We start from the raw sequence: 22,126 nt of genomic DNA, 5'->3' as shown, positions 1-22,126 counted from the left end.
CACAGCGATGAGCGATTTCACCCTCCGCAATGTCCCGCTGCTGTCCCGCGTCGGCGCCGACCGGGCCGACATGCTGCGGACCGACGTCGATGCCGCGATCGCGGGATGGCAGGACGCCCTCCTGCTGCGCGTCGACCGGCGCAATCAGGTGCTGATCTCCGGTGGCCGGGTGGTGCTCGGGCGCGCGGCGGAACTCGGGGACAAACCCGACGAGCACGCCGTGTTCCTCGGCCGGATGCCCGACGGCCGTCACGTGTGGGGTGTCCGCGCCGCATTAGAAGACCCAGTGGACCCGTCGGACAATCCCGTCGAGGTACTCGACCTGCGCCGGGCCGGGCCCATCTTCGACGACATCAGCGCCCAGCTCGTCTCGACCGCGACAGCGCTGCTGAATTGGCATGACAGCGCCCGCTTCAGCGCCATCGACGGCGCACCCACCAAGTCGATCAAGGGTGGCTGGGCGCGGGCCAACAGCATCGGCGGCCACGAGGAATTCCCGCGCATCGACCCGGCGATCATCTGCCTGGTGCACGATGGGCACGACCGCGCCGTGCTGGCCCGCCAGACCAACTGGCCCGAGCGGCTGTTCTCGCTGCTGGCCGGGTTCGTAGAGGCCGGCGAGTCATTCGAGTCGTGTGTGGTCCGCGAGATCTCCGAGGAGATCGGCCTGACCGTCACCGACGTCAAGTACCTGGGTAGTCAGCCCTGGCCGTTCCCGCGCTCGCTGATGGTCGGCTTCCACGCCATCGGCGACCCGGAGCAGCCCTTCTCGTTCAACGACGGCGAGATCGCCGAGGCCGACTGGTTCACCCGGGCCGAGGTGCGCGAGGCACTCGAGCACGGCGACTGGAACAGCGCGTCGGACTCCCGGCTGCTGCTGCCCGGCTCGATCTCGATCGCCCGGGAGATCATCGAGTCCTGGGCGGCCCTGTGATTTGTGCACGAAGATCCGCGGCTGGCGCGGAAAATCGTGCACAAATCGCTAGTTCAGCTTGGCTTTGACGTCCTTGATGCTGGGGTTGGTCAGCGTCGAGCCGTCGGCGAATTTGACCGTCGGGACGACGTGGTTGCCGTTGTTGACCGAACCGACGAATTCGGCGGCGGCCGGATCCTGCTCGATGTCGATCTCGGTGTAGGAGATGCCTTCGGCCTTCAGCGCGGTCTTGAGCCGCTTGCAGTAGCCGCACCAGGTCGTGCTGTACATGATCAGTGCACTCATAACGCGACTCAACGTATCCGATCGCCGCGTCATGCCGCCGAGCGGTGCCGACTGCGTCACAGGGTCGGCCGTGCTGAGCGTGTCAGCCCCAGCTGCCATGATGGGGACCATGCCAGCCGAGGCCCCGCCGTCCACGCTCCTCGAGGACCTCGACGACGAACAGCGCGAGGCGGTCGTCGCGCCCCGCGGGCCGGTCTGTGTGCTCGCCGGCGCGGGTACCGGTAAGACGCGGACCATCACCCGCCGCATCGCATACCTGGTGGCCGCCGGCCACGTCGCGCCGAGTCAGGTGCTGGCCGTGACGTTCACCCAGCGCGCGGCGGGGGAGATGCGCGGCCGCCTCCGCAGCCTGGAGCAGGAGATCGACGGTGCCGCCGGCACCGGGGCCGTGCAGGCCATGACGTTCCACGCCGCGGCGATGCGGCAACTGCGGTACTTCTGGCCGCGCGTGGTCGGCGACACCGGCTGGGAGCTGCTCGACAGCAAGTTCGCGGTGGTTGCGCAGGCGGCGAACCGGGCGGGCATCCAGGCCAGTACCGACGACGTGCGCGACCTGGCCGGTGAGATCGAATGGGCCAAGTCGTCGCTGATCAGCCCCGAGCAGTACCCGGAGCAGGTCGCCAGGATCGAGCGCGACATCCCGTTCGACGCCGCCAAGGTCGCCGCGGTGTACGCCGGGTACGAGGGCCTCAAGGCCCGCCGCGACGGCTCGGCGTTGCTGGATTTCGACGATCTGTTGCTGCACACCGCCGCCGCCATCGAGAATGACACCGCCGTCGCCGGTGAGTTCCGCGACCGCTACCGCTGCTTCGTCGTAGACGAGTACCAGGACGTGACCCCGCTGCAGCAGCGGGTGCTCAACGCCTGGGTGGGGGAGCGCGACGACCTGACGGTGGTTGGTGACGCCAACCAGACCATCTACTCGTTCACCGGCGCCACCCCGCAGTACCTCCTCGACTTCTCCCGACGGTTCCCGGATGCCGCGGTGATCCGGCTGGAGCGCGACTACCGCAGCACGCCGCAGGTGGTCTCGCTGGCGAATCAGGTGATCTCGGCGGCCTCCGGCCGGATGGCGGCCAGTCGGCTGCAGCTCGTCGGTCAGCGCGATCCCGGGCCGAAGCCGGTGTTCCGGGAGCACCCCGACGAGGTCGCCGAGGCCAACGCCGTCGCCGCGGCGATCAAGAAGCTCATCCAATCGGGTACCGCCCCTTCGGAAATCGCGGTGCTGTACCGCATCAACGCGCAGTCCGAGGTGTACGAGGAAGCGCTCACCGCGGCGGGCGTGGCGTTCCAGGTGCGCGGTGGTGAGGGCTTCTTCAGCCGGCAGGAGATTCGGCAGGCGCTGTTTGCGCTGCAGCGCGCCGCGGGGCATCAGGGCGAGGTCGCCGGTGTCGAGTTGCCGCAGCTGGTGCGCGATCTGCTGGAACCACTGGGCCTGACGGCGGAGCCGCCGTCGGGTACCAAGGCCCGGGAACGCTGGGATGCGTTGTTGGCCTTGGTCGAATTGGTCGAGCAGGAAGTCGCGGTTCGCGCCAACCTGGACCTGCAGGGGCTGCTCGTCGAGCTGCGCCAGCGCGCCGATTCCCGGCACCCACCGGTGGTGCAGGGCGTGACGCTGGCGTCGCTGCACGCGGCCAAGGGACTCGAGTGGGACGCGGTGTTCCTGGTCGGGTTGGTCGACGGCACCCTGCCCATTTCGCATGCGTTGTCGCATGGCGCGGACAGCGAGCCCGTCGAGGAGGAGCGGCGCCTCTTCTACGTCGGAATCACCAGGGCGCGAGTGCATTTGACCATCTCGTGGGCGCTGGCCCGGGCTGCGGGCGGACGGCAGAGCCGCAAGCCCTCGCGGTTCCTGAACGGGCTGACACCGCAGAGCCGGCGGGAACCCCAACAGCCGCAACGTAAACGGGGTCCCGCGCCGCGTTGCCGGGTCTGCAATTCGGCGTTGACGACGTCGACGGCCATTCTGTTGCGGCGCTGTGAATCCTGCCCGTCGAACCTGGACGAGGAGCTGCTCGGCCGGCTCAAGGAGTGGCGCCTGCGTACCTCGCAGGAGATGAAGGTGCCGGCTTATGTGGTGTTCACCGACAACACCTTGATCGCGATCGCCGAGGCCCTGCCGGCCGACAATGCCGCGCTCGTGGCCATTCCCGGCATCGGCGCGCGCAAGCTGGAGCAGTACGGTCCCGATGTCCTGGCGCTGGTGAACGGGTCCAAATAGCGCGCTCAAATTGCGCCAAACATCGCGCAAATTGTGCCAAAACCGCTGGTCAAAAAATCGTTTGCCTGATTTTGGTGGTACCGTCTAGCCTCGAAGCCGCAACGAAATCCCGCGAGTTCATGAAGTGTGAATCCGCAATCGACCGCTGAGGAGGTGGCCCCGAATGATCAATTTTGACGCGTCCCGAGGCGCTGTCCTCGCTGTCGCCGGCTCCCGTGCGCCGCTGCTCGCTGCCGCCTTTGAGGCGGTATCGCGCGTCGGCGCCGGTTGGCATCACAACGTTGACATTTCCGCTGCTTCGGCTGTTCCCGCCGCTGCTGTCGCCGCCGCTATGTCGGCGGCACGTCTCGCGACGTCTGGACATGTCGCCGACGTTCCGCAGCACAAGCGCACCGCCAAGACCTTCGCGCCCGTGAAGCGGGGCACTACCTAGGTAGAGCCCACGCAAGCCACCTGGCCACGGACCCGAAACCACCGGATCCGTGGCCAAAGTTATTGGGGCACAACCTCAAAACCACCTGGTCACTGGTCCATCAGACACCACGCAAGATGACCAGGAAGTAGGTGATGAGGACATGACTAGCCAGACTTGCCGACAAAGGCTGGCGGTGCCATGTCATGTCGGCGACCCCGATATGTGGTTCGCGGACAGCCCCACGGAGTTGGAACAGGCCAAGGCGCTGTGCGCCGACTGCCCGATCCGGCTCCAGTGCCTCAACGAGGCGCTGGAACGTGAAGAGCCGTGGGGCGTTTGGGGTGGGGAGATCCTCGAGCGGGGTGCCGTCATCGCACGCAAGCGTCCGCGCGGTCGTCCGCGCAAGGACGTCGTCGCGGCCTAGTAGCGCCAGCCATCGCCGACAGTGGGTGATATGACCGAGAACCGGCGAAACACCGGTCATATCGCCCACTTTCAGCGCGAGCTACGGTGCGAAACCCGGAACCAGTTCCGTGGCAATGGCCTTCACGGGCACGTGGGCGTCCAGCTGACAGCAGATCGCGACGGTTGACGCGATCACGCGCAGCGGGATCACCAGGTTCGGCGGCAGGTCCAGCTGCCGGGCCATCTTGATCTGGGCGACGCCGTTGTCCAGCTGTCCCGCGGCCATCTTCATGATCCAGCGGCGGGTGTAGTGGAAGACATCGGTCTGAATCGGCTCGACGTACTGGCGCAGCATGTCGTCGACTTCGTCGATCGGCACCTGCTCGCCCTTCTGGATGAACCCGGCGTCTTCCATGACCGGCAGTAGCTTGTCGTAGTTCTTGTCCCGCGCCAGGCTGATCATCTCGCCGATCGCGGTCGGCAATCCACCGGGCAGCGGCGCCACCGCGCCGAAGTCGATGACGCCCATCCGGCCGTCGGACAGCAGCATGAAGTTCCCGGGGTGGGTGTCGCCGTGCATGATCTCCAGGCGCGCGGGCGCGTCGAACGTCAGCTCCGACAGCCGGGTCCCCATCAGGTCGCGCTGCGGGGCGGTGCCCTCCCGGATGATCACCGACATCGGGATGCCGTCCATCCACTCGGCGATGACGACCTTCGGGGCGCTGGCCACGATCGCCGGGACCTTGAAATGCGGGTGGCCGTGGTAGGCCTTGGCGAACGCCCGCTGGTTGTCGGCCTCGAGCCGGTAGTCCAGCTCCATCTCGGTGCGGTCGATCAACTCGTCGACGACGCCCTGAACATCGGCGCCGGGCGCCAATTGCTTGAAGACGCCGACCAGACGCTGGATGGTCTTGAGGTCGGCGCGCAGTGCCTCGTCGGCGCCGGGGTACTGGATTTTGACGGCGACCTCGCGGCCGTCGGACCAGACGGCCTTGTGCACCTGGCCGATGCTGGCCGAGGCCACCGGGGTGTCGTCGAACGACTGGAACCGGTCACGCCACTTGGTGCCCAGCTGCGCGTCGAGCACGCGGTGCACCTTGGCCGCCGGCAACGGCGGGGCTTCCCGCTGCAGTTTGGTGAGGGCCTCCCGATACGGCTTGCCGTACTGCTCGGGAATGGCGGCCTCCATCACCGACAGCGCCTGGCCGACCTTCATCGCGCCGCCCTTGAGCTCACCGAGCACGGTGAAGAGCTGCTGTGCCGCCTTGTCCATCAGTTCGGCGGTGACCTCGTCCTTGGATTTGCCCGCCAGTCGCTTGCCCAAGCCGAGCGCGGCCCGTCCCGCCATGCCGCCGGCCAGACCGGCGAGCTTCGCGTTGCGTGCCACACTGCCCCGTTTGATATCCGCCACGTCAACATCATCCATGACATTGCTGAGTCCACGTCAGCACCATGGCAACACGCGTTGTCAGGCGGTCTGATCGCACCAGTCGCACAGCGGATGACGGGACCATCGGCGCACCACGGTCGTCCGCGAACCGATGTCGAATTCCAGGGTGGCGTCCAGCGTCGGTGGTGGTTTGGCACGGCATCGACGGTCGCGGATCGCATCGATGACTTGGTCCACCTGGTTGAGTGCCACTGCCGCGGTGGCGAGCACGGTGGCCCGGTCGGCGCTGCCGACGGTGCCCTCGAGTTGGGCGGCGAGTACCGGCCACGACGCGTCACGGTCGCTGCGGTGTAGATCGGCACAGTTCAGACAACTGGTCGCGCCCGGCAGGACGAGCGGGCCGATCAACCCTGTGCCGTCTCTGATCCGCACCGGCAGATGCGGCACCCCGGCGCGGTGCAGGTCGCGCACCAGGCGCCGATCGGCCACCAGGAAGTCGGACAGCACGACCAGATCGGCGGCGTCGCGCGTGACGGCCACGTGGCCGAAACGGCTGGTGCGCACCCGGGTCCCGGAACAGTTCAAGGCGCCGGCCAACAGGTCCGACAGGGGCCCGCTGCCGTGAATACGCACCGACACCGGTCTACGGCCGGCTTCGGGCGCCTCCTGCAACAGGCCCGCGGTCGTCAGTGCGCGCACCAGCCCGGTCCAGCCGCCGACGTCGGTCAGCCCGGCCGCCAGCGCCAGCGTCTGACTGCTCTCGGCGTCGACTCCGCTCTGCATGCCGCGCAGCAGATCCGCCAGGTCGCCGGCCGACAACCCGGCCGGCGGCCGAATGCCGATGGCGCGCCGCGGGTCCCAGCCGAGCTGCACGGTCCCGTCGGGCCGCTGCAACACCGGCATGGCCGGGTTCAAGGTCTGACGGGCCGGGAGCATGGCCCCACTGTGCCAATGGGGCGCCGATTCGGCGAATCAGTTATCCACAGGCAGAGCCGGCGTCTGCTACTCCTCTTCGGTGTCCCGCTTGAGGTCCTTCTCCAGATCGGCCAGCGCCTGATCCAGGTCCGTGGTGTCGCCGCCGAGCGCACGGTCGATGAAGGCCGCGGGCTCGTCCAGGTCGGCCGCGCCGGGCAACAGGTCGGGGTGCTGCCAGACGGCGTCGCGCTTGTCGGGGCCGACGGCCTGGGTCAGCTTCTCCCACAGCGTCGCGGCCTCGCGCATCTTGCGCGGCCGCAGCTCCAGACCCACGAGGGTCGCGAAGGTCTGCTCTGCCGGTCCGCCGGTGGCGCGGCGACGACGCAGCGTCTCGCTGAGTGCCGACGTGCCCGGCAGCCGGTCACCGAGCGCCGCGGTGACGACGGTCTGCACCCAGCCCTCGATGAGTGCCAGCAGCGTCTCCAGGCGTTCGAGCGCGGCGGCCTGTTCGGGAGTGGCCTTCGGCTCGAACATGCCCTGGCTCAGCAGCTTCTCCATGGCACCGGGGTCGCCCATCAGCGACGCCGGGTCCAGGCCGGAAGCCATCTCCTCGAACCCGCTCATGTCGATCTTCATGCCCTTGGCGAAGGCCTCGACAGCGCTCAGCAGCTGGGAAGCCAGCCACGGCACGTGGCTGAACAGGCGGTGGTGTGCCGCTTCCCGGGCCGCCAGGAACGTCAGCACCTCGCTGCGCGGTTGCTCCAGGCCTTCGCCGAACGCCTCGACGGCCTCGGGCATGAGCGCGGCCACGCCCGAAGGTCCCAGGGGCAGGCCGATGTCGGTGGAGGTGAGTACCTCCTTGGACAGCGTGCCCAGGGCCTGGCCCAGCTGCGAACCGAACGCCATGCCACCCATCTGCGACATCATCGCCATCAGCGGGCCGGCCATGGCCTTGGCCTCTTCGGGCAGCGCCGACACCCACACGTTCGACAGCTGCTCGGCGACCGGGTCGCACAGTCGCTTCCAGGTGTTCAGCGTGTTGTCGAGCCAGTCGCTCGGGGTCCAGGCCACCGCCCGGGTGGTACCGGCCGGCAGGGGAGTGACGCCGTCGAGCCACGTTTCCGCCAGATGCACGGCGTCGGAGATGGCCGTCGCGGTCTGCTCGGGCACGGGCTTCACGAACCCGATCGAGTTGGACGCCAATTTGCGGGCCAGGTCGTAGTTGACCGGACCCGACTGCGGGCCCGTCATCGACGCGCCGGCGCCGCTGAACATCGCGCCGAGCTGGGTGAAGATCTGGCCCAGGTCGGGCATGCCGGCGCCGCCGGGGCCGCCGAACGCACCGCCGAACCCGAACGGGTCCGAGGAGCCACCGGAAGAACCCTGCCCAGGGTTCTTCTCGGACTTGTCGCGGTCGGAGTCATCGCCGCTGGAGAAGCCGAAAGGCAGGTCAGCCATACCGTCAACCGTACTGCCAGCACCGGCCGTGGGTGGCTTCGCGGGTCATGCTGTCAGCGAACCGAGCCGCGAGCTTTACTGTTGGCGGCGTGAACAGGCGGATTTCTACGCTCGTGGTCGCTCTGGTGCCGATCATCGTGTTCGTTGTGCTGCTGTCGGTGGTGACGGTGCCGTTCGTCTCGCTGGGTCCCGGCCCGACGTTCGACACGCTCGGTGAGGTTGACGGCAAGAAGGTCGTCGACATCAAGGGCGACGTCAAGGTGCACCCGACGTCGGGCCACCTCAACATGACGACGGTGTCGCAGAGCGACGGGCTGACGCTGGGGCAGGCGCTGGCGCTGTGGATGTCCGGCCGCGAGCAGCTGGTCCCGCGCGACCTGGTGTATCCGCCGGACAAGTCCAAGGACCAGGTGGACAAGGCCAACAACGCCGACTTCAAGAATTCCGAGGAAGACGCCGAGTTCGCGGCGCTGAACTACCTGAAGTACCCGAAGGCGGTGACGGTCCAGGCGGTCGCCGATCCCGGGCCGTCGGCCGGGCAGTTGCGTCCGGGCGACGCCATCGACATGGTCAACGGCGTTCCGGTGGCCAATGTCGAAGAGTTCACCTCACTGCTGAAGAAAACCAAGCCGGGCGACCACGTCGTGCTCGATTACCGGCGCACGAATGCCGGGATCGGCGTCGCGACCATCACGCTGGGCGCCAACAAGGACCGCGACTACGGCTACCTCGGCACCACCGTCCTCAACGCCCCCTGGGCCCCGTTCTCCATCGACTTCAACCTGGCCAACATCGGTGGCCCGTCGGCCGGCCTGATGTTCAGCCTGGCCGTGGTCGACAAGCTCACCGACGGAAACCTCAACGGCGGCAAGTTCGTTGCGGGCACCGGCACCATCGCCGACGACGGCAAGGTGGGCCCGATCGGCGGCATCACCCACAAGATGCTGGCCGCGCGGGAGGCCGGCGCGACGGTGTTCATGGTGCCTGCCGAGAACTGCGCCGAAGCGGTCTCGGCCCACCTGGACGGGTTGGGGTTGATCAAGGTCGAGAACCTGAGCGGCGCGGTCGACGCGCTGCACGCGGTGTCCGCTGGTGGCGAACCTCCCCGCTGTTGAGCGTGCGGCCAGCCCTGAATGCGTAGAGTCGTAAGACAAGCTGGCCTTTTCGGATTTTCATACAGACTTTCAACAGACTGGAGCTGACGAGTGGGGATGCGGCCTGCGGCGAGGATGCCGAAGCTGACGCGACGAAGTCGGATCCTGGTCGGGATCGCGCTGCTGATCGTCGGGTTGTTGATGATCGGCCCCCGACTGGTCGACGCCTACGTGGACTGGCTCTGGTTCGGCGAGCTCGGCTTCCGCTCGGTTTTCACCACCGTCCTGGTGACGCGGCTGGTGGTGTTCCTGGTGGCCGGGGTGTTCATCGGTGCCGTGGTGTTCGGCGGAATGGCACTCGCGTACCGGTCCCGGCCGGTGTTCGTACCGGCGTCCGGCCCCAACGACCCGGTCGCCCGGTACCGCACCACGGTGCTGGCCCGGTTGCGGCTCTTCGCCATCGGCGTCCCGGTGTTCATCGGGTTGCTGGCCGGATTCGTGGCACAGACCTACTGGGTGCGCGTGCAGCTGTTCCTGCACGGTGGCTCGTTCGGCATCAACGACCCCGAGTTCGGCAAGGATTTGGGCTTTTACGCGTTCGACTTGCCGTTCTACCGCTTGGTGCTCGGCTATCTGTTCGTTGGCGTCTTCCTGATGCTGGTCGGAAACCTGCTGGGCCACTACGTGTTCGGTGGTATCCGCCTGTCGGGCCGCCAGGGTGCGCTCAGCCGTGCCGCGCGGATACAGTTGGTGTCGCTGGTGGGAATCCTGGTGGTGCTCAAGGCCGTTGCCTACTGGTTCGACCGGTACGAGCTGTTGAGCCACACCCGTGGCGGCAAGCCGTTCACCGGTGCCGGCTACACCGACATCAATGCCGTGCTGCCCGCCAAAATGATCCTGCTGGTCATCGCACTGATCTGCGCAGTGGCGGTGTTCTCGGCGCTGGTGCTGCGGGACTTGCGGATTCCGGCCATCGGCCTGGTGCTGCTGCTGCTGAGCTCGGTGATCATCGGGGCGGGCTGGCCCATGCTGGTCGAGCAGTTCAGCGTCAAACCCAATGCGGCGCAGAAGGAACGCGACTACATCAGTCGGAGTATCACGGCGACGCGAGATGCGTACGGGTTGACCGGTGACGCGGTGACGTACCGCGACTACAGCGGCAACGCGCCCGCCACCGCCGAACAGGTCGCGGCTGACAGGGCGACGACGTCGAATATCCGCTTGCTCGACCCGACCATCGTCGGACCGGCCTTCACCCAGTTCCAGCAGGGCAAGAACTTCTACAGTTTCCCGGATCAGCTCTCCATCGACCGCTACAACGGCCCTGACGGCAAGCTGCGCGACTTTGTCGTGGCGGCACGTGAATTGAACCCGGACCGGTTGATCGACAACCAGCGTGACTGGATCAACAGGCATTCGGTGTACACCCATGGCAACGGTTTCATCGCCTCGCCCGCCAACACGGTGCGTGGCATCGCCAACGACCCCAACCAGAACGGCGGCTATCCGGAGTTCCTGGCCAGCGTGGTCGGCGCCAATGGTGCGGCGGTGTCGCCCGGCCCGGCGCCCCTGGATCAGCCGCGCGTGTACTTCGGCCCGGTGATCGCCAGTGCGGCTTCGGATTACGCGATCGTCGGCAAGAACGGCGTCGACCGCGAGTACGACTACGAGACCAACACCGAGACCAAGAACTACACCTACGGTGGTACCGGCGGTGTGGACATCGGCAACTGGCTGTCCCGGTCGGTCTTCGCCGCGAAGTTCGCCGAGCGAAACTTCTTGTTCTCCAGCGTGATCGGGCCGAACAGCAAGATTCTGTTCAACCGCGACCCGGCACGCCGGGTCGAGGCGGTGGCGCCGTGGCTGACCACCGATTCGACGGTGTACCCAGCGATCGTCAACAAGCGCATGGTGTGGATCGTCGACGGCTACACCACGCTGGACAACTACCCCTACTCGGAGCTGACCTCGCTGTCGAGTGCGACCGCCGACTCGAATGAGGTTGCGGTCAACCGGATGTTGCCGGACAAGCAGGTGTCCTACATCCGGAACTCGGTGAAGGCCACGGTCGACGCCTACGACGGCACCGTGACCCTGTACGAACAGGACGAGCACGACCCGGTGCTACAGGCGTGGATGAAGGTGTTCCCGGACACGGTGAAGCCGAAGTCGACGATCTCCAAGGAACTCGCCGAGCACCTGCGCTACCCGGAGGACCTGTTCAAGGTCCAGCGCATGCTGCTGGCCAAGTATCACGTCAACGATCCGGTGACGTTCTTCTCGACGTCGGATTTCTGGGATGTGCCACTGGACCCGAACCCGACGGCCAGCAGCTTCCAGCCGCCGTACTACATCGTCGCGAAAGACCTTGCCACGGGTGGTGATTCGTCGTCGTTCCAGCTGACCACGGCGATGAACCGGTTCCGGCGGGACTTCCTGGCGGCGTACATCAGCGCCAGCTCGGATCCGGCCACCTACGGCAAGATCACCGTGCTGACCATCCCGGGCCAGGTGAACGGGCCCAAACTGGCATTCAACGCGATCAGCACCGACACTGCGGTGAGCCAGGACCTGGGCGTCATCGGACGGGACAATCAGAACCGGATTCGGTGGGGCAATCTCTTGACGCTGCCCGTCGGCCAGGGTGGGTTGCTCTATGTCGCACCGGTTTACGCCTCGCCGGGCGCCAGTGACGCGGCCTCGTCCTACCCGCGATTGATCCGCGTGGCGATGATGTACAACGACAAGGTCGGCTACGGCCCGACGGTCCGTGATGCTCTCAACGGCATCTTCGGGCCGGGTGCGGGTGCCACCGCGACAGGTCCGGCCCCCACCGACGTGCCGGCTGGGACGCCGCCTCCCGCGGCCGTTCCGGGGGCAGTCCAGCCGCCTGCCGCGGCGCCGCAGCCTCCGCCGGTAGCGATGCAGTCTCCTGGCGTCCCGCTGACCCTGTCGCCCGCGAAAGCCGCTGCCCTGCAAGATGTCAACGCGGCCCTCGACGGGATGCATGCGGCGCAGCAGAGCGGCAATTTCGCCCAGTACGGCGCGGCGCTGCAGAAGCTCGATGACGCCATGGCGAAGTACCGCGACGCCAAGTAGGCCAGTCGACACGTCAACAATCACAAAACTGCCCAATTCCTTCGGGGGTTGGGCAGTTTTGTGTCCAGCCAAGTTCGGCATCCGGTTCCAAAAACCCCGTCTGACCATACGATTTGGTGCATTCGGCAGCGTTGGGTAACGTTGTATTTACCGACGCGGGGTGGAGCAGCTCGGTAGCTCGCTGGGCTCATAACCCAGAGGTCGCAGGTTCGAATCCTGTCCCCGCTACCAATGTTCGAAAGTTCGAACTTGTGTCCTGATGAGAAGGATACAAGTTCGAACTTTTCGGCTTTCTGGGCATTGTTCCGCCAAATTGCGCAGCGCCGTCCCGTGAAATCAGTTCATCGTTGAGTCGGTCCTTCAGCCTGGCATCTAGTAATCGCTCGAACAGGTCGGTCAGCTGCGCATCGGCGATCTCGTCATCGGCGATGAAGATGCGAGCGAAGACTGCCTGATTCATGGCACGGCGTGCTTGAGGGCCGCTGGCGGCGTAGGCGGCCTGAGCGTTCGTAACGAGGTCCAGCGCCGCGCTGAGGGCCTTTTCCAGCTGCTGCCGATCGAGCCGTCGCTCATCAAGTTGGCGTTGGGCTGTGGCCAGCTCAGCGGCGATCCGCTCCTGTTCCGTTTTGAGCTGGTCAAGTGGCACGGCTCCCGCGTAGTGGGCGCGTAGAACCGCATCGCGTTCATCGATCAGTCTGGACACCGTGCGCTCAGCGGTGTTAAGCCGCTTGTCGCGATCGGGTAGGAGCTTGTCCACGTAGGCCATGACGTGACGACGAATCTCGTCCAACTCATCGGTCGATAGTTCGCGGGTGTGAAACGCCCTGGAAATCCCGGAGGCTCCTGACCTTGGAAACGAGGATGCAGGTATGCCCACGGAATCGTCATCGGGAAAGAAGCCGACCAGTCGCCGCTACAGCCCGGATGAGAAGGCTGCAGCGGTGCGTATGGTCCGTGCGTTGCGCGCCGAACTCGGCACCGAGCAGGGCACCGTTTCGCGGGTCGCTCACCAGCTCGGCTACGGGGTCGAGTCGGTGCGTTCCTGGGTGCGCCAGGCCGACATCGACGATGGCTACGAACCCGGAGTAACAACGGCCGAGTCGCAGAAAGTCAAAGAGCTTGAGCAGGAGATCCGAGAACTCAAGCGTGCCAACGAAATTCTGAAACGAGCGGCAAGTTTCTTCGGGGCGGAGCTCGACCGCCAACACAAGAAATAGTCGCCTTCATCGACGCCAATCGTGGGGATTTCGGGGTCGAGCCCATCATCATTGTCTTGCGTACCGCACGCGTGACGGTGGCCCCGAGCACTTACTACGACGCCAAAGCCCGGCCTCCGTCGGCACGTGCTCAGCGTGATGCCGTGCTGGGGCCGGCGCTGCGCCAGCTCTGGACAGATAACTACTGCGTCTACGGCGCCCCCAAGCTGTGGAAAGCAGCCCGCAGGGACGGTCACGATGTCGGCCGCGACCAGGTCACCCGGCTGATGCGAGCGGCCGGGATCTGCGGAGCGCGGCGCGGCAAACGGGTCCGCACCACCAAACCCGACCCGCCGGCGGCGCGACACCCGGATCTGGTCAAGCGCAAGTTCACCGCGACCGCGCCGAACCAGCTCTGGGTGACGGATCTGACGTTCGTGCCCACCTGGGCCGGGGTCGCATATGTGTGCTTCATCGTCGATGCGTACTCGCGGAGGATCGTGGGCTGGCGGGTAGCCGGGCATATGCGGACCTCGATGGTGCTCGACGCACTGGAGATGGCCCGGTGGTCACGCGGAAATATGTTGCCGGACTTGGTATGCCACTCCGATGCCGGGTCGCAATTCACCTCGATTCGCTACGGTGAACGGCTCGCTGAAATCGGAGCAGCGCCCTCGATCGGCACCGTAGGCGACAGTTTCGATAACGCTCTGGCCGAGACGGTCAACGGCTACTACAAAGCCGAGCTAATCTACGGACCCGCCCGCACCGGGCCGTGGAAGACAGTCGAGGACGTCGAGCTGGCGACCCTGGGCTGGGTCTACTGGCACAACACCGGCCGCCTACACAGCTACCTCGGCGACATCCCACCCACCGAATACGAAGATGCGTTCTGCGATGCACAACGGACCGACCAACTCCTGGTCGAAATCCAATAGCTCGAGCCTCCGGCGGACCCAGGGCGTTTCAGGGATGGGCTGGTGCGGGTTCCGCCGCGTAGTTGCGACAGGTACGGGGCGGACATTGCGAATCCGCGGCCGGCCAAGGCTTCTCTTACTTCGGCGTTGCGGTAGGGGCCGCGTCCGGGTGGGTAGACGACGGCGAACAGCCGGTTGAGCCGTTCGGTGAATGTGGCGGCATCTACCGATGCCCCACGGCGTTTCTTGCTGACCATGCCATCCCCCTGGATATTGTTGTGGTGCAGAGGCTTACGGGATCACCCGCCGAGGGGTGGGCTGGTTTGTGGCGCTGAAGTGACCTGATGATGACCGCCCGGGGGTGCAGTAATGAAGGCCGGTTTGCTGACCGTTGCTGCGTCATCCAGCGACCCTGTCGTCTCAAAAAATGTTAGCTCAAGTGTCGGTGAGTTTGATGATGGCTACCTATCGCTACGAGTTGACGCGGCGGATGGTTCGTGGAATTGTCGTGAATATCTGTTGGAGTACCAGTTAAGCCGGGGGGCTTGGGGCCGGTATTCACAAGGGGGATAAAATGTTTCGTGGTCTGCTGCGCGCTTTGTGCTGCGGGGTGTCGCTGTCGGTGCTGTTCGCTGTTGGCGTTGTGGCAACTATCTGCGGATTCGATCCGATGGTTGCTGATCGGCAAGCTGCGCGGGATCGGCGAACGCAGTCTGTCGACGATCCGTGGGTGGATTGAGCAATAGCGCCATCGCTGCGCCGCGTGACCACACCACCACCCTGCTCGTAGGACGTGGCGTGCACCGCGAACCTCGATCAACTTTTGCGGCACCGCGAATCGCGCCCAGTGAGGCTGGGCCGGGGGCAAGGATCACGATGACAGCGCTGCTGCTGACCTTGGTGGGGTTCGCTTTCGTGGATTCCCTCAACGTCCTGAACATCGGAGTCATGTCCGCGGTGGTCTACGCCAGTCGGCTGAACCGTCAATCCGCCGTTCCTGGTGGCGTGAGCTTCATCGCCGGTGTCTTCGCGGCGACAACCACTTTCGGCCTGTGCGCCGTGCTGGGCCTGGGCCTGCTGACAGACCTGACCGACTTCACTGTCACTCCGACGGTGAGGTATCGGGGCGAGTTCGTGTTGGGGTTGGTGCTGATCGCGTTGGCGTTCTTCCCACTACCTGCCCAAGCCGCCGCGCCGGGTTGGGCCAAGGTTGCGATGCTTCACCGCCCCTGGCTGCTGGGATTCGTCGGCGCCGCAGTGGGATTGGGGCAAGCATGCACGGCCGTGCCGTATCTGACCGGGCTGACCATGCTCGCCGCGCTGCAGCCACGACCGCCGCAGTGGCCGCTCATCGTGATCACCTACTGCATCATGGCGCTGCTTCCCTGCACGCTGGTCCTGGCGCTATCGACCAGCCGAAACACGCGAGCGGCCCGGGCGCAGCGATTCTTGGTGCGGACCGTCACCCGCTACGCGCCGATGGCGATGCGGGTCATGTTCCTGATCGCAGGAGTTGCGCTGGTCGCCGATGCGGTTGTTCACCGCTGCCGGTGAATCCGAACCGGTCAGCTATCCATCCGGCGCCAGGACGATTTCAACAGGTCTGGTGCACGTGCTCGTCGAGATAGTCGGGTTCGGCGAGTCGGTACAGCGTCGCCCAGCCGTGGCAGCGCGATGCTTGTTCGCGAATCTGTCCGGTCCATGCTTCGTTAGTTGGCCGAACGGCTTTGCTCGGTGCGGACGCCTGCGTTCGAGTTGACGCGTCAGTCAGCTTATGCGATTGTTTGCGGTATTACGTGAAAGACCAAGCGAGCCGGGGGGCTTGAGGCTGGTCTTCACAGGGGGATTCATGCATGGTCGAGTTTGTTTTGTCGTCGCGGCGTCTGGCCGCGACGGCCGTCATGTTCGCTGTAACTGCCGCATGCTGCATGTGTGCGCCGGGGGTGGCGGTTGCTGATCCGCAGCCGATGCCGGATCGGTGGACGCAGTTCGTCACCGATGACGGTTGGGTGGTGGATGTGAACACCACCAATGAGGTGATCGATCACATCGACAACCTGGCCGGGGCATCCAACTCGTGGCAGGCCCGAGTAACACTGCGGTCAGAGGCCCGGGTCACCGGTTCGGGTGGGTCGCCGATCCAGGATGCCCAGCTTGAGTCCGGGTATTTCGTGGGGTGCCGCACCGACTCCTCGCCCGGTGTCGAGGTCGGTGTGGATGCGGGGATTGATCCGTATCAGCAGATCAACGGCCAGGTGTACGGCGGCGGCTTCGGGCAGGGCCAGGGTGGTGCCGGTGGCGGCGGTGGCGGTGGCGGTGGTTTCGCTGGCGCTTCGGCCGGAGCCACTCTCGGCGTGCAGGAGCATCTGGGTGGGCATATTCGGGTGCTGCTCAAACCTGGTGGGCTGGCGCAGGTTCCGATGGATCGCATCAGTCTGCGCAGCATGCATGCGGTGTCGAACCTGCGGGATCAGAACATCGAGGCCGACGGGTGCGGTGGTCAGGTGAAAATCCAGTCCTACACCACGATCCGGGTGCGAACCGATAACGGCAACGACACCCAAACCCTCTACGGCGAACCGAAAGACCTGTGAACACATGGGAACTCGATTGATGACAAATCGCTTCCTGCCCGGCAATGTGATGGCGGTCCTGGCTGCGGTGCTCGTAGCTTCGGTTGTAGCAGCATGGCAGACGGGCGGTGGCGTGTCGTTGGCGACCGCTAACGCCGACCCAGCTGCGTCCGACCAGACCGCACAACCGTCCCGGCCGCCGGTGCCACTACCCATCCAACGCCCAATGCCCGAGGACCCGGGCCGGATCAATCCCATTGGCGGAGCACGGGTTTCCTCCACCACCCCACAAGGGGAAACCGCGGGCATGGAACGGCCGCTGGCAGCTCAGGGGGAGCGGGGTGCGGTCACGGTGCCGATGTGGGCCAAAGACGGCATCTTCGCCCCGACCGCGCACCCGAACAGGCAGATCGCCATCCACCTACCCGGCGAGCTGGGGCTGGGTCCGGCCGCGTGGACTGCTGACGGTGGCGCCATTTACGGCTCCAATGACGTTGACTACCAGGTCATCCCGTTCTCCGGCGGCGGCGTCGACATCACCGTGACCCGCAAGACGGTGTTCTCCGCATCCACGATCCCATTCGGAATCAAGCTTCCCGCCGCGACACATTTGCGGCAGGGCAACAACGTGGTGCTGGTGGAAACCGATGCCGCACCGGGCAATCCGGCCCGCGTCATCGGCACCTTCAGCGTCCCGGCGGCCACCGATGCCAACCAAGCCCTCGTCGGCGTCACCCCCACGCTGGGGCCGGGTTTCCCACCCGGACAGTCCAACCTCACTGTTGATCTGGGCCCGACCAGCGTTTTCGCGTTCCCGGTCACCATCACCCTGTCGTACCGAGCTTCCGACGCGGCGACTACCGGCGCACCCACCCCGAACTGGGCCGGCTTACCCGCCGGCACACCGGCCGCGTCAGTCACGCCCCCGAACCCGACCGGGTATGTGACCGATCCGACCGGGGCGCACCGCCCGGACAACGTCGACCCGGCCGTGTATGCGCAGCGCCACTCCGGTCACTGCCAAGGCGGCCCCGACACCTACACCTCCGCGGACGGGCGTGCGGCGAACTTCGTGGCCGCCTGCCAAACCCAACAACTGTGTCTGGCCGGCACACCCGCCTACACCTCGATCGACTCCTGCAACGACCGGCTACTGGCGCACCTGTCCATCTCATGCGTGACCGTGTTCGGCCAAACCGGCGACGACTACGAAGCCTGCACCCGCACCGCCGCCGACGAGGTCTCCTGGGTCAAAGCCAATATGTCCGGCGGACCCGGCTAGACGCGAAAGCGCAGCAGACGTATCCAGAAGCGGTTCTTATGGGAGGGAAATCCGCGATGAAACCGATGAAACCGCCGCCGAGGTGGAGCGTGTACCGCTACCGGCGCGTTGTGGCCATTGTCTCGATCGTGGCACTGCTGTTGGCCGCGCTCATCACGACCAGCCGTGATGACCACGGCTCCACCATTGCGGCCCTGCCCGGGGCCACCGCCCAGCCCAGCGTGCCCGGTGGCGGATCGGGCGGCTCCGGCGGCAATGGTGGCGCACCGCCGTTCCCATTGCAGCCCCCGGCGATGCCCGACGCCCCGGGCTCCTACAACGGTGGGTCCTACCCGGCCCCGTATCAGGGCAACGGGATTGACATCAATAACCCTGCCCAGCAACCGGCGCAGGTGCCGCAGCAGCAACCCAATTTTCAACAAGCCAATCCTGAGCAACTCCAGCCAGCCAACGGGCAGCAGCCACCCGACTACGACGCCCCGCTACAAACTGCACAGCCACAGCCCCAGCAGCAACCGCAACAACAGCCCCAGCAGCAACCGCAACAACAGCCCGAACAGCAACCGCAACAACAGCCCGAACAGCAACCCCAACAGCAGGAGCAGGAGCAGAACCAAGAACAGGAACAGCAGCAGAAGCAGAACAACTGCAAGGAAAACGAACTCGTTCCGCCTAAGCCAAAGAAGTGGGGAAGCGCGAAAGAAAAGGCCGAATTCGACGAATTCGCCGAAGAAGTCCGCTCATATATTTCCGCCATTCGTGACGAGATGAAGAAAGAGATCGCAAAGGGTGCGGGTGGGAAATATGGAGAAATCACCGGAAAATGGGATGTCGACCACATCATTCCGCTACGGCGATTGTGGGAAATTCCTGGCTTCAGGGACCTTAATCGGGCCGACCAGATTGCGATCGCAAATCACCCGGATAACTTGTTCCCCAATCCCGAGGGATACAATCGGTCACGACAAGACAAGCTGCCAAGCGAGTGGACGCTTTATAAAGGCCAGCAGGTTCCTGAGGATTATCTGCAAGATTGGTGCGGCAAGGAGACTAAGGCCACCGACATGGTCGAAGAGCAAATCTCCGAGCGCTTACTAGCTGAGTCCAAATCTCGAACTCAGCCCCCCGCGTCCGCGTCGCAGGCCGCGCCGGTCCACACCGCACCGCCAGTGCAAGCCCCGCAATCACCGGCTGCGCCTGCACCGGTAACAGTGCCCGCGCAGCCGCCTGTTCCGGAAACGGTCGCCCCGTCTGTAGTCCCGACTCAGCCGCCGGCGCCGCCCTCGACGGCGGTGCCTGCACCACAACCGGGGTGGTGGGAACGCAACGCGGGGAACGTCGCCGACGGCGTCGGATGGACCGTCACTATCGTCAGCTGCATCCTCGATTGCATTGAGTCGTTGGGGACCGGCGCAATAGCTGACCGCGCAATCGGTATTGCGGCGAGAGAAGGCACCAAAGAACTCATACTCGACCTCGTGGGCAGCAAGTGAGGACAGACTTCATGACACGATTCAATGCTGTACTACCGAAGACAATGTGGGGTCGCGGTCTGCTCGCAGCAGCAGTCATTTCACTGACGGCGGCGGCCGTGGTCGGTGGCGTGTACTGGCTCCGCGACACCTCGTCAGATCGCGGTATCGACCCCTCCCGCGTAGTGCAGATCGTTCAGAAGCTCCTGCGGGCTACGAATCCCGCAGCGGTCAGCGAGTTATCAACCAGGTCACTGTCGACTCGTTCAAGACGCCCAAACCCGGCGAGGTCCGCCCGGCCTCATGCGCAAAGCAGCAGACCGAAGGAATTCTGGGCGAGACGGTCTACGGGGTTAACGCCTACGGCAAGGGCCTGTTCTACGTCATATCTGCACAACAGTTGCCTTCTGGCGGGGGCCCCCACCAAGATTCCGCCGTGGACTGTTCCTATATGAGCGTCACTTTCCCGGACGGCTATGCGATCACGACTCCTGCCGACGTGCCCCAGATAGCGGGGCTGAAGGTGGAAGCGACACATACCGTGAGCAAGCGGGGTGGGCGCGTAATAGATAACTACTATTACAAGACGTGGCTGGACGGATTTCATGCTGTTACGTTGATCGTGAACTCAGACCCGAGCGTGACGCCGTCGTCTAGCCCGATCGACCCTGCCTTGGCTAAAGAGATTTTCACCGAGTCAGTGGCGCTCGTGCGCGGCCACTAGTCCGAGCGCCGAAGGGATAACCATGGGCAGAGCCGAATTCTTTGAGTACCTGGCGGGCGCACTTGGCGCAAAAGTTGAACCGCTACAGCTGAAGGACCAGCCCGGATATGAGGGCCTACCTGAGTACTGGCGGGACATCGCCGGCCTGGAGAATCAGGCAGCGCTGTCGTGCGTCAACCAGTATTGGAAGCCGCTGGCCAGCGGTGAGGTGCCGGTCTGGACCCGCCGTTTGTCTGAGACGCTTCACGGTGTGTATGCAGCGAACTTGTACACATCTGAGCGAGACACACCCGAGCTAGTTTTGTTGTACTGCCTTAAGGATGGTTCGGGCCCGCAACCTTTCCGTGCCTGGATTGGCTGTCTACCATGCCCCGCGTCCTCTGCGGAATACTGGTTAAACTTCCGGACTCGCTGCGCGATTTTTACCAAAACATCCATGATGGGTTTACGGTCGATACGGGGTTTGGGAGCGTCGGACTACGACGTTCTCAGCATTTCTGGACGCCGGCAGACTTCGGAAGCGTCGATGACTACGAGTATCTTTCTGATGGCAATGACGACGAGCTGTACCTACCTGAGTCTGAATGGCCCGAGCTGGACAAGCTAATAGAGGTTTGCTCAGACGGTGCCAACAACCGCGTTTGCGTTGACGTCTCGACAAACCTCGATCTCGGCTGGACGTGGATCGGCGGCGAGCTGACTCGATCAGCGCGACCAATATGGACACTTATCGATGAATGCTTGCGCTACTACTGACACATGCCTCGATACCAGTAAAGAAAGTTCTCACAGCACGGTCGTCCCCGGTTTCTGACAAGCACGGATGATTCTGTTTGGCGTGGTTGGGCGGCAGACGGAGGGCGTGCGCAGCGACCGCAGCGTACGGGAGCGCCAGCGGACGGAAGCGCAGGGAGCGAAGCGGAGCCCGCAGGTAGCCGCCTGCTACGCGTCGACCAGTACGGGCGTTCCAGGCTAGCTCGCCCCGGCGTGCGGCGACGCTAAGGGGACACTGTCAGGACGTTGGTGCTTGACGAGCGTTGCATCGTGTTGGTTGATTGGGGCGTGACGTCGTGACACCGTAGTGTGAGACGAGAAAGAAACGAGACACCGCGACCTGAACCGACAGATGGCGCCGAGATAGAGCGCGCGAGCGTGTGTTGCTTGACTAGCAACGAGGCAGGCCCTCGGACCGGTTCTCACGCTTTGGTCATGATCGTATTGCGGTCGCGATGCGGCAGGTCTTGGTCCTTACCGCGGAAGGTCGCCAGCAGCTCGTTGAGATCAAACCACGCGCCAGTGGTCCGGCATTCTCTTATCGGTGAGATTCCGGACGCGGGCAACCATCACGGGACTGTGACCCTGCCGTTTCGCCCACTCGATGGCTTCCTGCTGTGTAGCGCTCCGGTGGAGCTCGCTGTCAGCAGAATTTTCGACGACGTAGTGGGCAATAGGGCGTGCACGTCCCGACCCTTGGGGCGTGGTTCGACATAGACCTTGGCCATCTGTCCTGCCTCCCTTCCGAGAGCTACTACGCAGTTTGTTGTGGCACAACGATCCTCCCAAAAACGGACCGACAAATTGACGGAATTGCGGCTAGCTTCTGGCCCTTAATGAGGGGGCGACTGGGTTTCAAGACTCGTGCCGACGCCGGATGAACTGCCAAATTACCCTGACGTCACCGTCGAATCAGACTGATCGGTGGTACGCGTTTGCTCGGTGCTTTCTGCTCGGGATAGCTGACGGCAC

17 protein-coding genes, 1 tRNA gene, 1 pseudogene and 1 other annotated feature are annotated in these 22,126 nt (G+C 64.8%); of the genes and pseudogenes, 14 read left to right on the top strand and 5 right to left on the bottom strand.

Translation table 11 applies throughout. From position 1 onward, the window contains the following. The first annotated feature begins 7 nt into the window (after positions 1-7). Positions 8-934, top strand: coding sequence for an NAD(+) diphosphatase (gene nudC, locus G6N59_RS08190; protein ID WP_138231686.1), 927 nt, complete (start codon positions 8-10; stop codon positions 932-934). Positions 935-982: 48 nt separating this feature from the next. Here the strand turns inward: nudC and mrx1 are convergent, their stop codons facing one another. After that, a complete protein-coding gene (gene mrx1 / locus G6N59_RS08185; protein WP_138231685.1) occupies positions 983-1,219 on the bottom strand; it encodes a mycoredoxin Mrx1 in 237 nt (78 codons plus the stop codon). A gap of 100 nt (positions 1,220-1,319) precedes the next feature. Between mrx1 and G6N59_RS08180 the strand changes: the two genes are divergently transcribed. The 3 genes from G6N59_RS08180 to G6N59_RS08170 all read left to right on the top strand — a co-directional run bounded on the left by G6N59_RS08180 (position 1,320) and on the right by G6N59_RS08170 (position 4,279). Continuing rightward, the gene (locus G6N59_RS08180) at positions 1,320-3,440 is read left to right on the top strand and encodes an ATP-dependent DNA helicase UvrD2 (protein ID WP_163911119.1); all 2,121 of its coding nucleotides are present in this window, start codon (positions 1,320-1,322) and stop codon (positions 3,438-3,440) included. Between the two features lie 163 nt (positions 3,441-3,603). After that, positions 3,604-3,873: a hypothetical protein gene (locus G6N59_RS08175; RefSeq protein WP_138231683.1), complete on the top strand. Its 270-nt coding sequence runs from the start codon at positions 3,604-3,606 to the stop codon at positions 3,871-3,873. Positions 3,874-4,015: 142 nt separating this feature from the next. Further along, positions 4,016-4,279, top strand: a complete 264-nt coding sequence (locus tag G6N59_RS08170) for a WhiB family transcriptional regulator (protein WP_138231682.1) — start codon at positions 4,016-4,018, stop codon at positions 4,277-4,279. 81 nt (positions 4,280-4,360) lie between these two features. On the opposite strand, the gene G6N59_RS08165 is transcribed toward G6N59_RS08170, so the two are convergent. The 3 genes from G6N59_RS08165 to G6N59_RS08155 all read right to left on the bottom strand — a co-directional run bounded on the left by G6N59_RS08165 (position 4,361) and on the right by G6N59_RS08155 (position 8,023). Next, entirely contained in the window at positions 4,361-5,686 is a 1,326-nt protein-coding gene (locus G6N59_RS08165) for a macrolide-binding ATPase MABP-1 (RefSeq protein WP_163911116.1), read from the bottom strand. A gap of 42 nt (positions 5,687-5,728) precedes the next feature. Further along, complete coding sequence (locus G6N59_RS08160) at positions 5,729-6,586, bottom strand: TOMM precursor leader peptide-binding protein (protein ID WP_138231680.1); 858 nt, start codon at positions 6,584-6,586, stop codon at positions 5,729-5,731. Between the two features lie 66 nt (positions 6,587-6,652). Beyond that, positions 6,653-8,023, bottom strand: coding sequence for a zinc-dependent metalloprotease (locus G6N59_RS08155; protein ID WP_138231679.1), 1,371 nt, complete (start codon positions 8,021-8,023; stop codon positions 6,653-6,655). An 89-nt stretch (positions 8,024-8,112) separates the two neighbouring features. Here G6N59_RS08155 and G6N59_RS08150 point away from each other — a divergent pair, with 89 nt between their 5' ends. The 4 genes from G6N59_RS08150 (at position 8,113) to G6N59_RS08135 (ending at position 14,350) form a co-directional block, all read left to right on the top strand. Further along, positions 8,113-9,138: a YlbL family protein gene (locus tag G6N59_RS08150; protein ID WP_163911113.1), complete on the top strand. Its 1,026-nt coding sequence runs from the start codon at positions 8,113-8,115 to the stop codon at positions 9,136-9,138. Between the two features lie 90 nt (positions 9,139-9,228). Continuing rightward, on the top strand, positions 9,229-12,216 hold the full coding sequence (locus G6N59_RS08145; RefSeq protein ID WP_138231677.1) for a UPF0182 family protein: 2,988 nt from the start codon (positions 9,229-9,231) through the stop codon (positions 12,214-12,216). Between the two features lie 154 nt (positions 12,217-12,370). Beyond that, positions 12,371-12,447: transfer RNA gene (locus G6N59_RS08140), tRNA-Met, on the top strand. A gap of 638 nt (positions 12,448-13,085) precedes the next feature. Next, a protein-coding gene (locus tag G6N59_RS08135; RefSeq protein ID WP_138231675.1) for an IS3 family transposase occupies positions 13,086-14,350 on the top strand; the annotation gives its coding sequence in 2 pieces (ribosomal slippage) (positions 13,086-13,392 and positions 13,392-14,350; 1,266 coding nt in all). Further along, positions 13,388-13,519 (top strand) — a sequence feature (AL1L pseudoknot). Its footprint overlaps the gene before it by 132 nt. A 32-nt stretch (positions 14,351-14,382) precedes the next feature. Here the strand turns inward: G6N59_RS08135 and G6N59_RS31085 are convergent. After that, a pseudogene (locus G6N59_RS31085) lies at positions 14,383-14,586 on the bottom strand (hypothetical protein); the annotation flags it as partial. A 619-nt stretch (positions 14,587-15,205) separates the two neighbouring features. On the opposite strand from G6N59_RS31085, the gene G6N59_RS08130 reads away from it, so the two are divergent. From G6N59_RS08130 to G6N59_RS08105, 6 genes are all read left to right on the top strand, one after another. Next, complete coding sequence (locus tag G6N59_RS08130; protein WP_138231674.1) at positions 15,206-15,883, top strand: GAP family protein; 678 nt, start codon at positions 15,206-15,208, stop codon at positions 15,881-15,883. 347 nt (positions 15,884-16,230) lie between these two features. Further along, complete coding sequence (locus G6N59_RS08125; protein ID WP_234884337.1) at positions 16,231-16,923, top strand: MspA family porin; 693 nt, start codon at positions 16,231-16,233, stop codon at positions 16,921-16,923. Between the two features lie 19 nt (positions 16,924-16,942). After that, a complete protein-coding gene (locus G6N59_RS08120; RefSeq protein ID WP_234884335.1) occupies positions 16,943-18,184 on the top strand; it encodes a hypothetical protein in 1,242 nt (413 codons plus the stop codon). A gap of 56 nt (positions 18,185-18,240) precedes the next feature. Further along, positions 18,241-19,677, top strand: coding sequence for a hypothetical protein (locus G6N59_RS08115; protein WP_138231673.1), 1,437 nt, complete (start codon positions 18,241-18,243; stop codon positions 19,675-19,677). 46 nt (positions 19,678-19,723) lie between these two features. After that, positions 19,724-20,380 carry a DUF5642 family protein gene (locus tag G6N59_RS08110; RefSeq protein WP_163911110.1) on the top strand — a complete coding sequence of 219 codons (657 nt, stop codon included), beginning with the start codon at positions 19,724-19,726 and terminating at the stop codon, positions 20,378-20,380. A 366-nt stretch (positions 20,381-20,746) separates the two neighbouring features. Then, a complete protein-coding gene (locus G6N59_RS08105) occupies positions 20,747-21,136 on the top strand; it encodes an SMI1/KNR4 family protein (protein WP_163911107.1) in 390 nt (129 codons plus the stop codon). Positions 21,137-22,126 lie beyond the last annotated feature (990 nt).

The organism is Mycolicibacterium aubagnense (assembly GCF_010730955.1).
Classification (GTDB): domain Bacteria; phylum Actinomycetota; class Actinomycetes; order Mycobacteriales; family Mycobacteriaceae; genus Mycobacterium; species Mycobacterium aubagnense.
The sequence above is the reverse complement of the archived record's forward strand: the minus strand, read 5'-3'. Positions and strand labels throughout refer to the sequence as shown.

What these genes read in the sequence shown, in the direction of transcription:
- G6N59_RS08115 (WP_138231673.1), top strand. Translation starts at nt 18,241, where the DNA reads ATGAAACCGATGAAACCGCCGCCGAGGTGGAGCGTGTACCGCTACCGG.
- G6N59_RS08120 (WP_234884335.1), top strand. Translation starts at nt 16,943, where the DNA reads ATGACAAATCGCTTCCTGCCCGGCAATGTGATGGCGGTCCTGGCTGCG.
- G6N59_RS08160 (WP_138231680.1), bottom strand. Translation starts at nt 6,586, where the DNA reads ATGCTCCCGGCCCGTCAGACCTTGAACCCGGCCATGCCGGTGTTGCAG.
- G6N59_RS08155 (WP_138231679.1), bottom strand. Translation starts at nt 8,023, where the DNA reads ATGGCTGACCTGCCTTTCGGCTTCTCCAGCGGCGATGACTCCGACCGC.
- G6N59_RS08165 (WP_163911116.1), bottom strand. Translation starts at nt 5,686, where the DNA reads ATGGATGATGTTGACGTGGCGGATATCAAACGGGGCAGTGTGGCACGC.
- G6N59_RS08180 (WP_163911119.1), top strand. Translation starts at nt 1,320, where the DNA reads ATGGGGACCATGCCAGCCGAGGCCCCGCCGTCCACGCTCCTCGAGGAC.
- G6N59_RS08125 (WP_234884337.1), top strand. Translation starts at nt 16,231, where the DNA reads ATGTTCGCTGTAACTGCCGCATGCTGCATGTGTGCGCCGGGGGTGGCG.
- G6N59_RS08170 (WP_138231682.1), top strand. Translation starts at nt 4,016, where the DNA reads ATGACTAGCCAGACTTGCCGACAAAGGCTGGCGGTGCCATGTCATGTC.
- mrx1 (WP_138231685.1), bottom strand. Translation starts at nt 1,219, where the DNA reads ATGAGTGCACTGATCATGTACAGCACGACCTGGTGCGGCTACTGCAAG.
- G6N59_RS08175 (WP_138231683.1), top strand. Translation starts at nt 3,604, where the DNA reads ATGATCAATTTTGACGCGTCCCGAGGCGCTGTCCTCGCTGTCGCCGGC.
- G6N59_RS08130 (WP_138231674.1), top strand. Translation starts at nt 15,206, where the DNA reads ATGACAGCGCTGCTGCTGACCTTGGTGGGGTTCGCTTTCGTGGATTCC.
- G6N59_RS08105 (WP_163911107.1), top strand. Translation starts at nt 20,747, where the DNA reads ATGCCCCGCGTCCTCTGCGGAATACTGGTTAAACTTCCGGACTCGCTG.
- nudC (WP_138231686.1), top strand. Translation starts at nt 8, where the DNA reads ATGAGCGATTTCACCCTCCGCAATGTCCCGCTGCTGTCCCGCGTCGGC.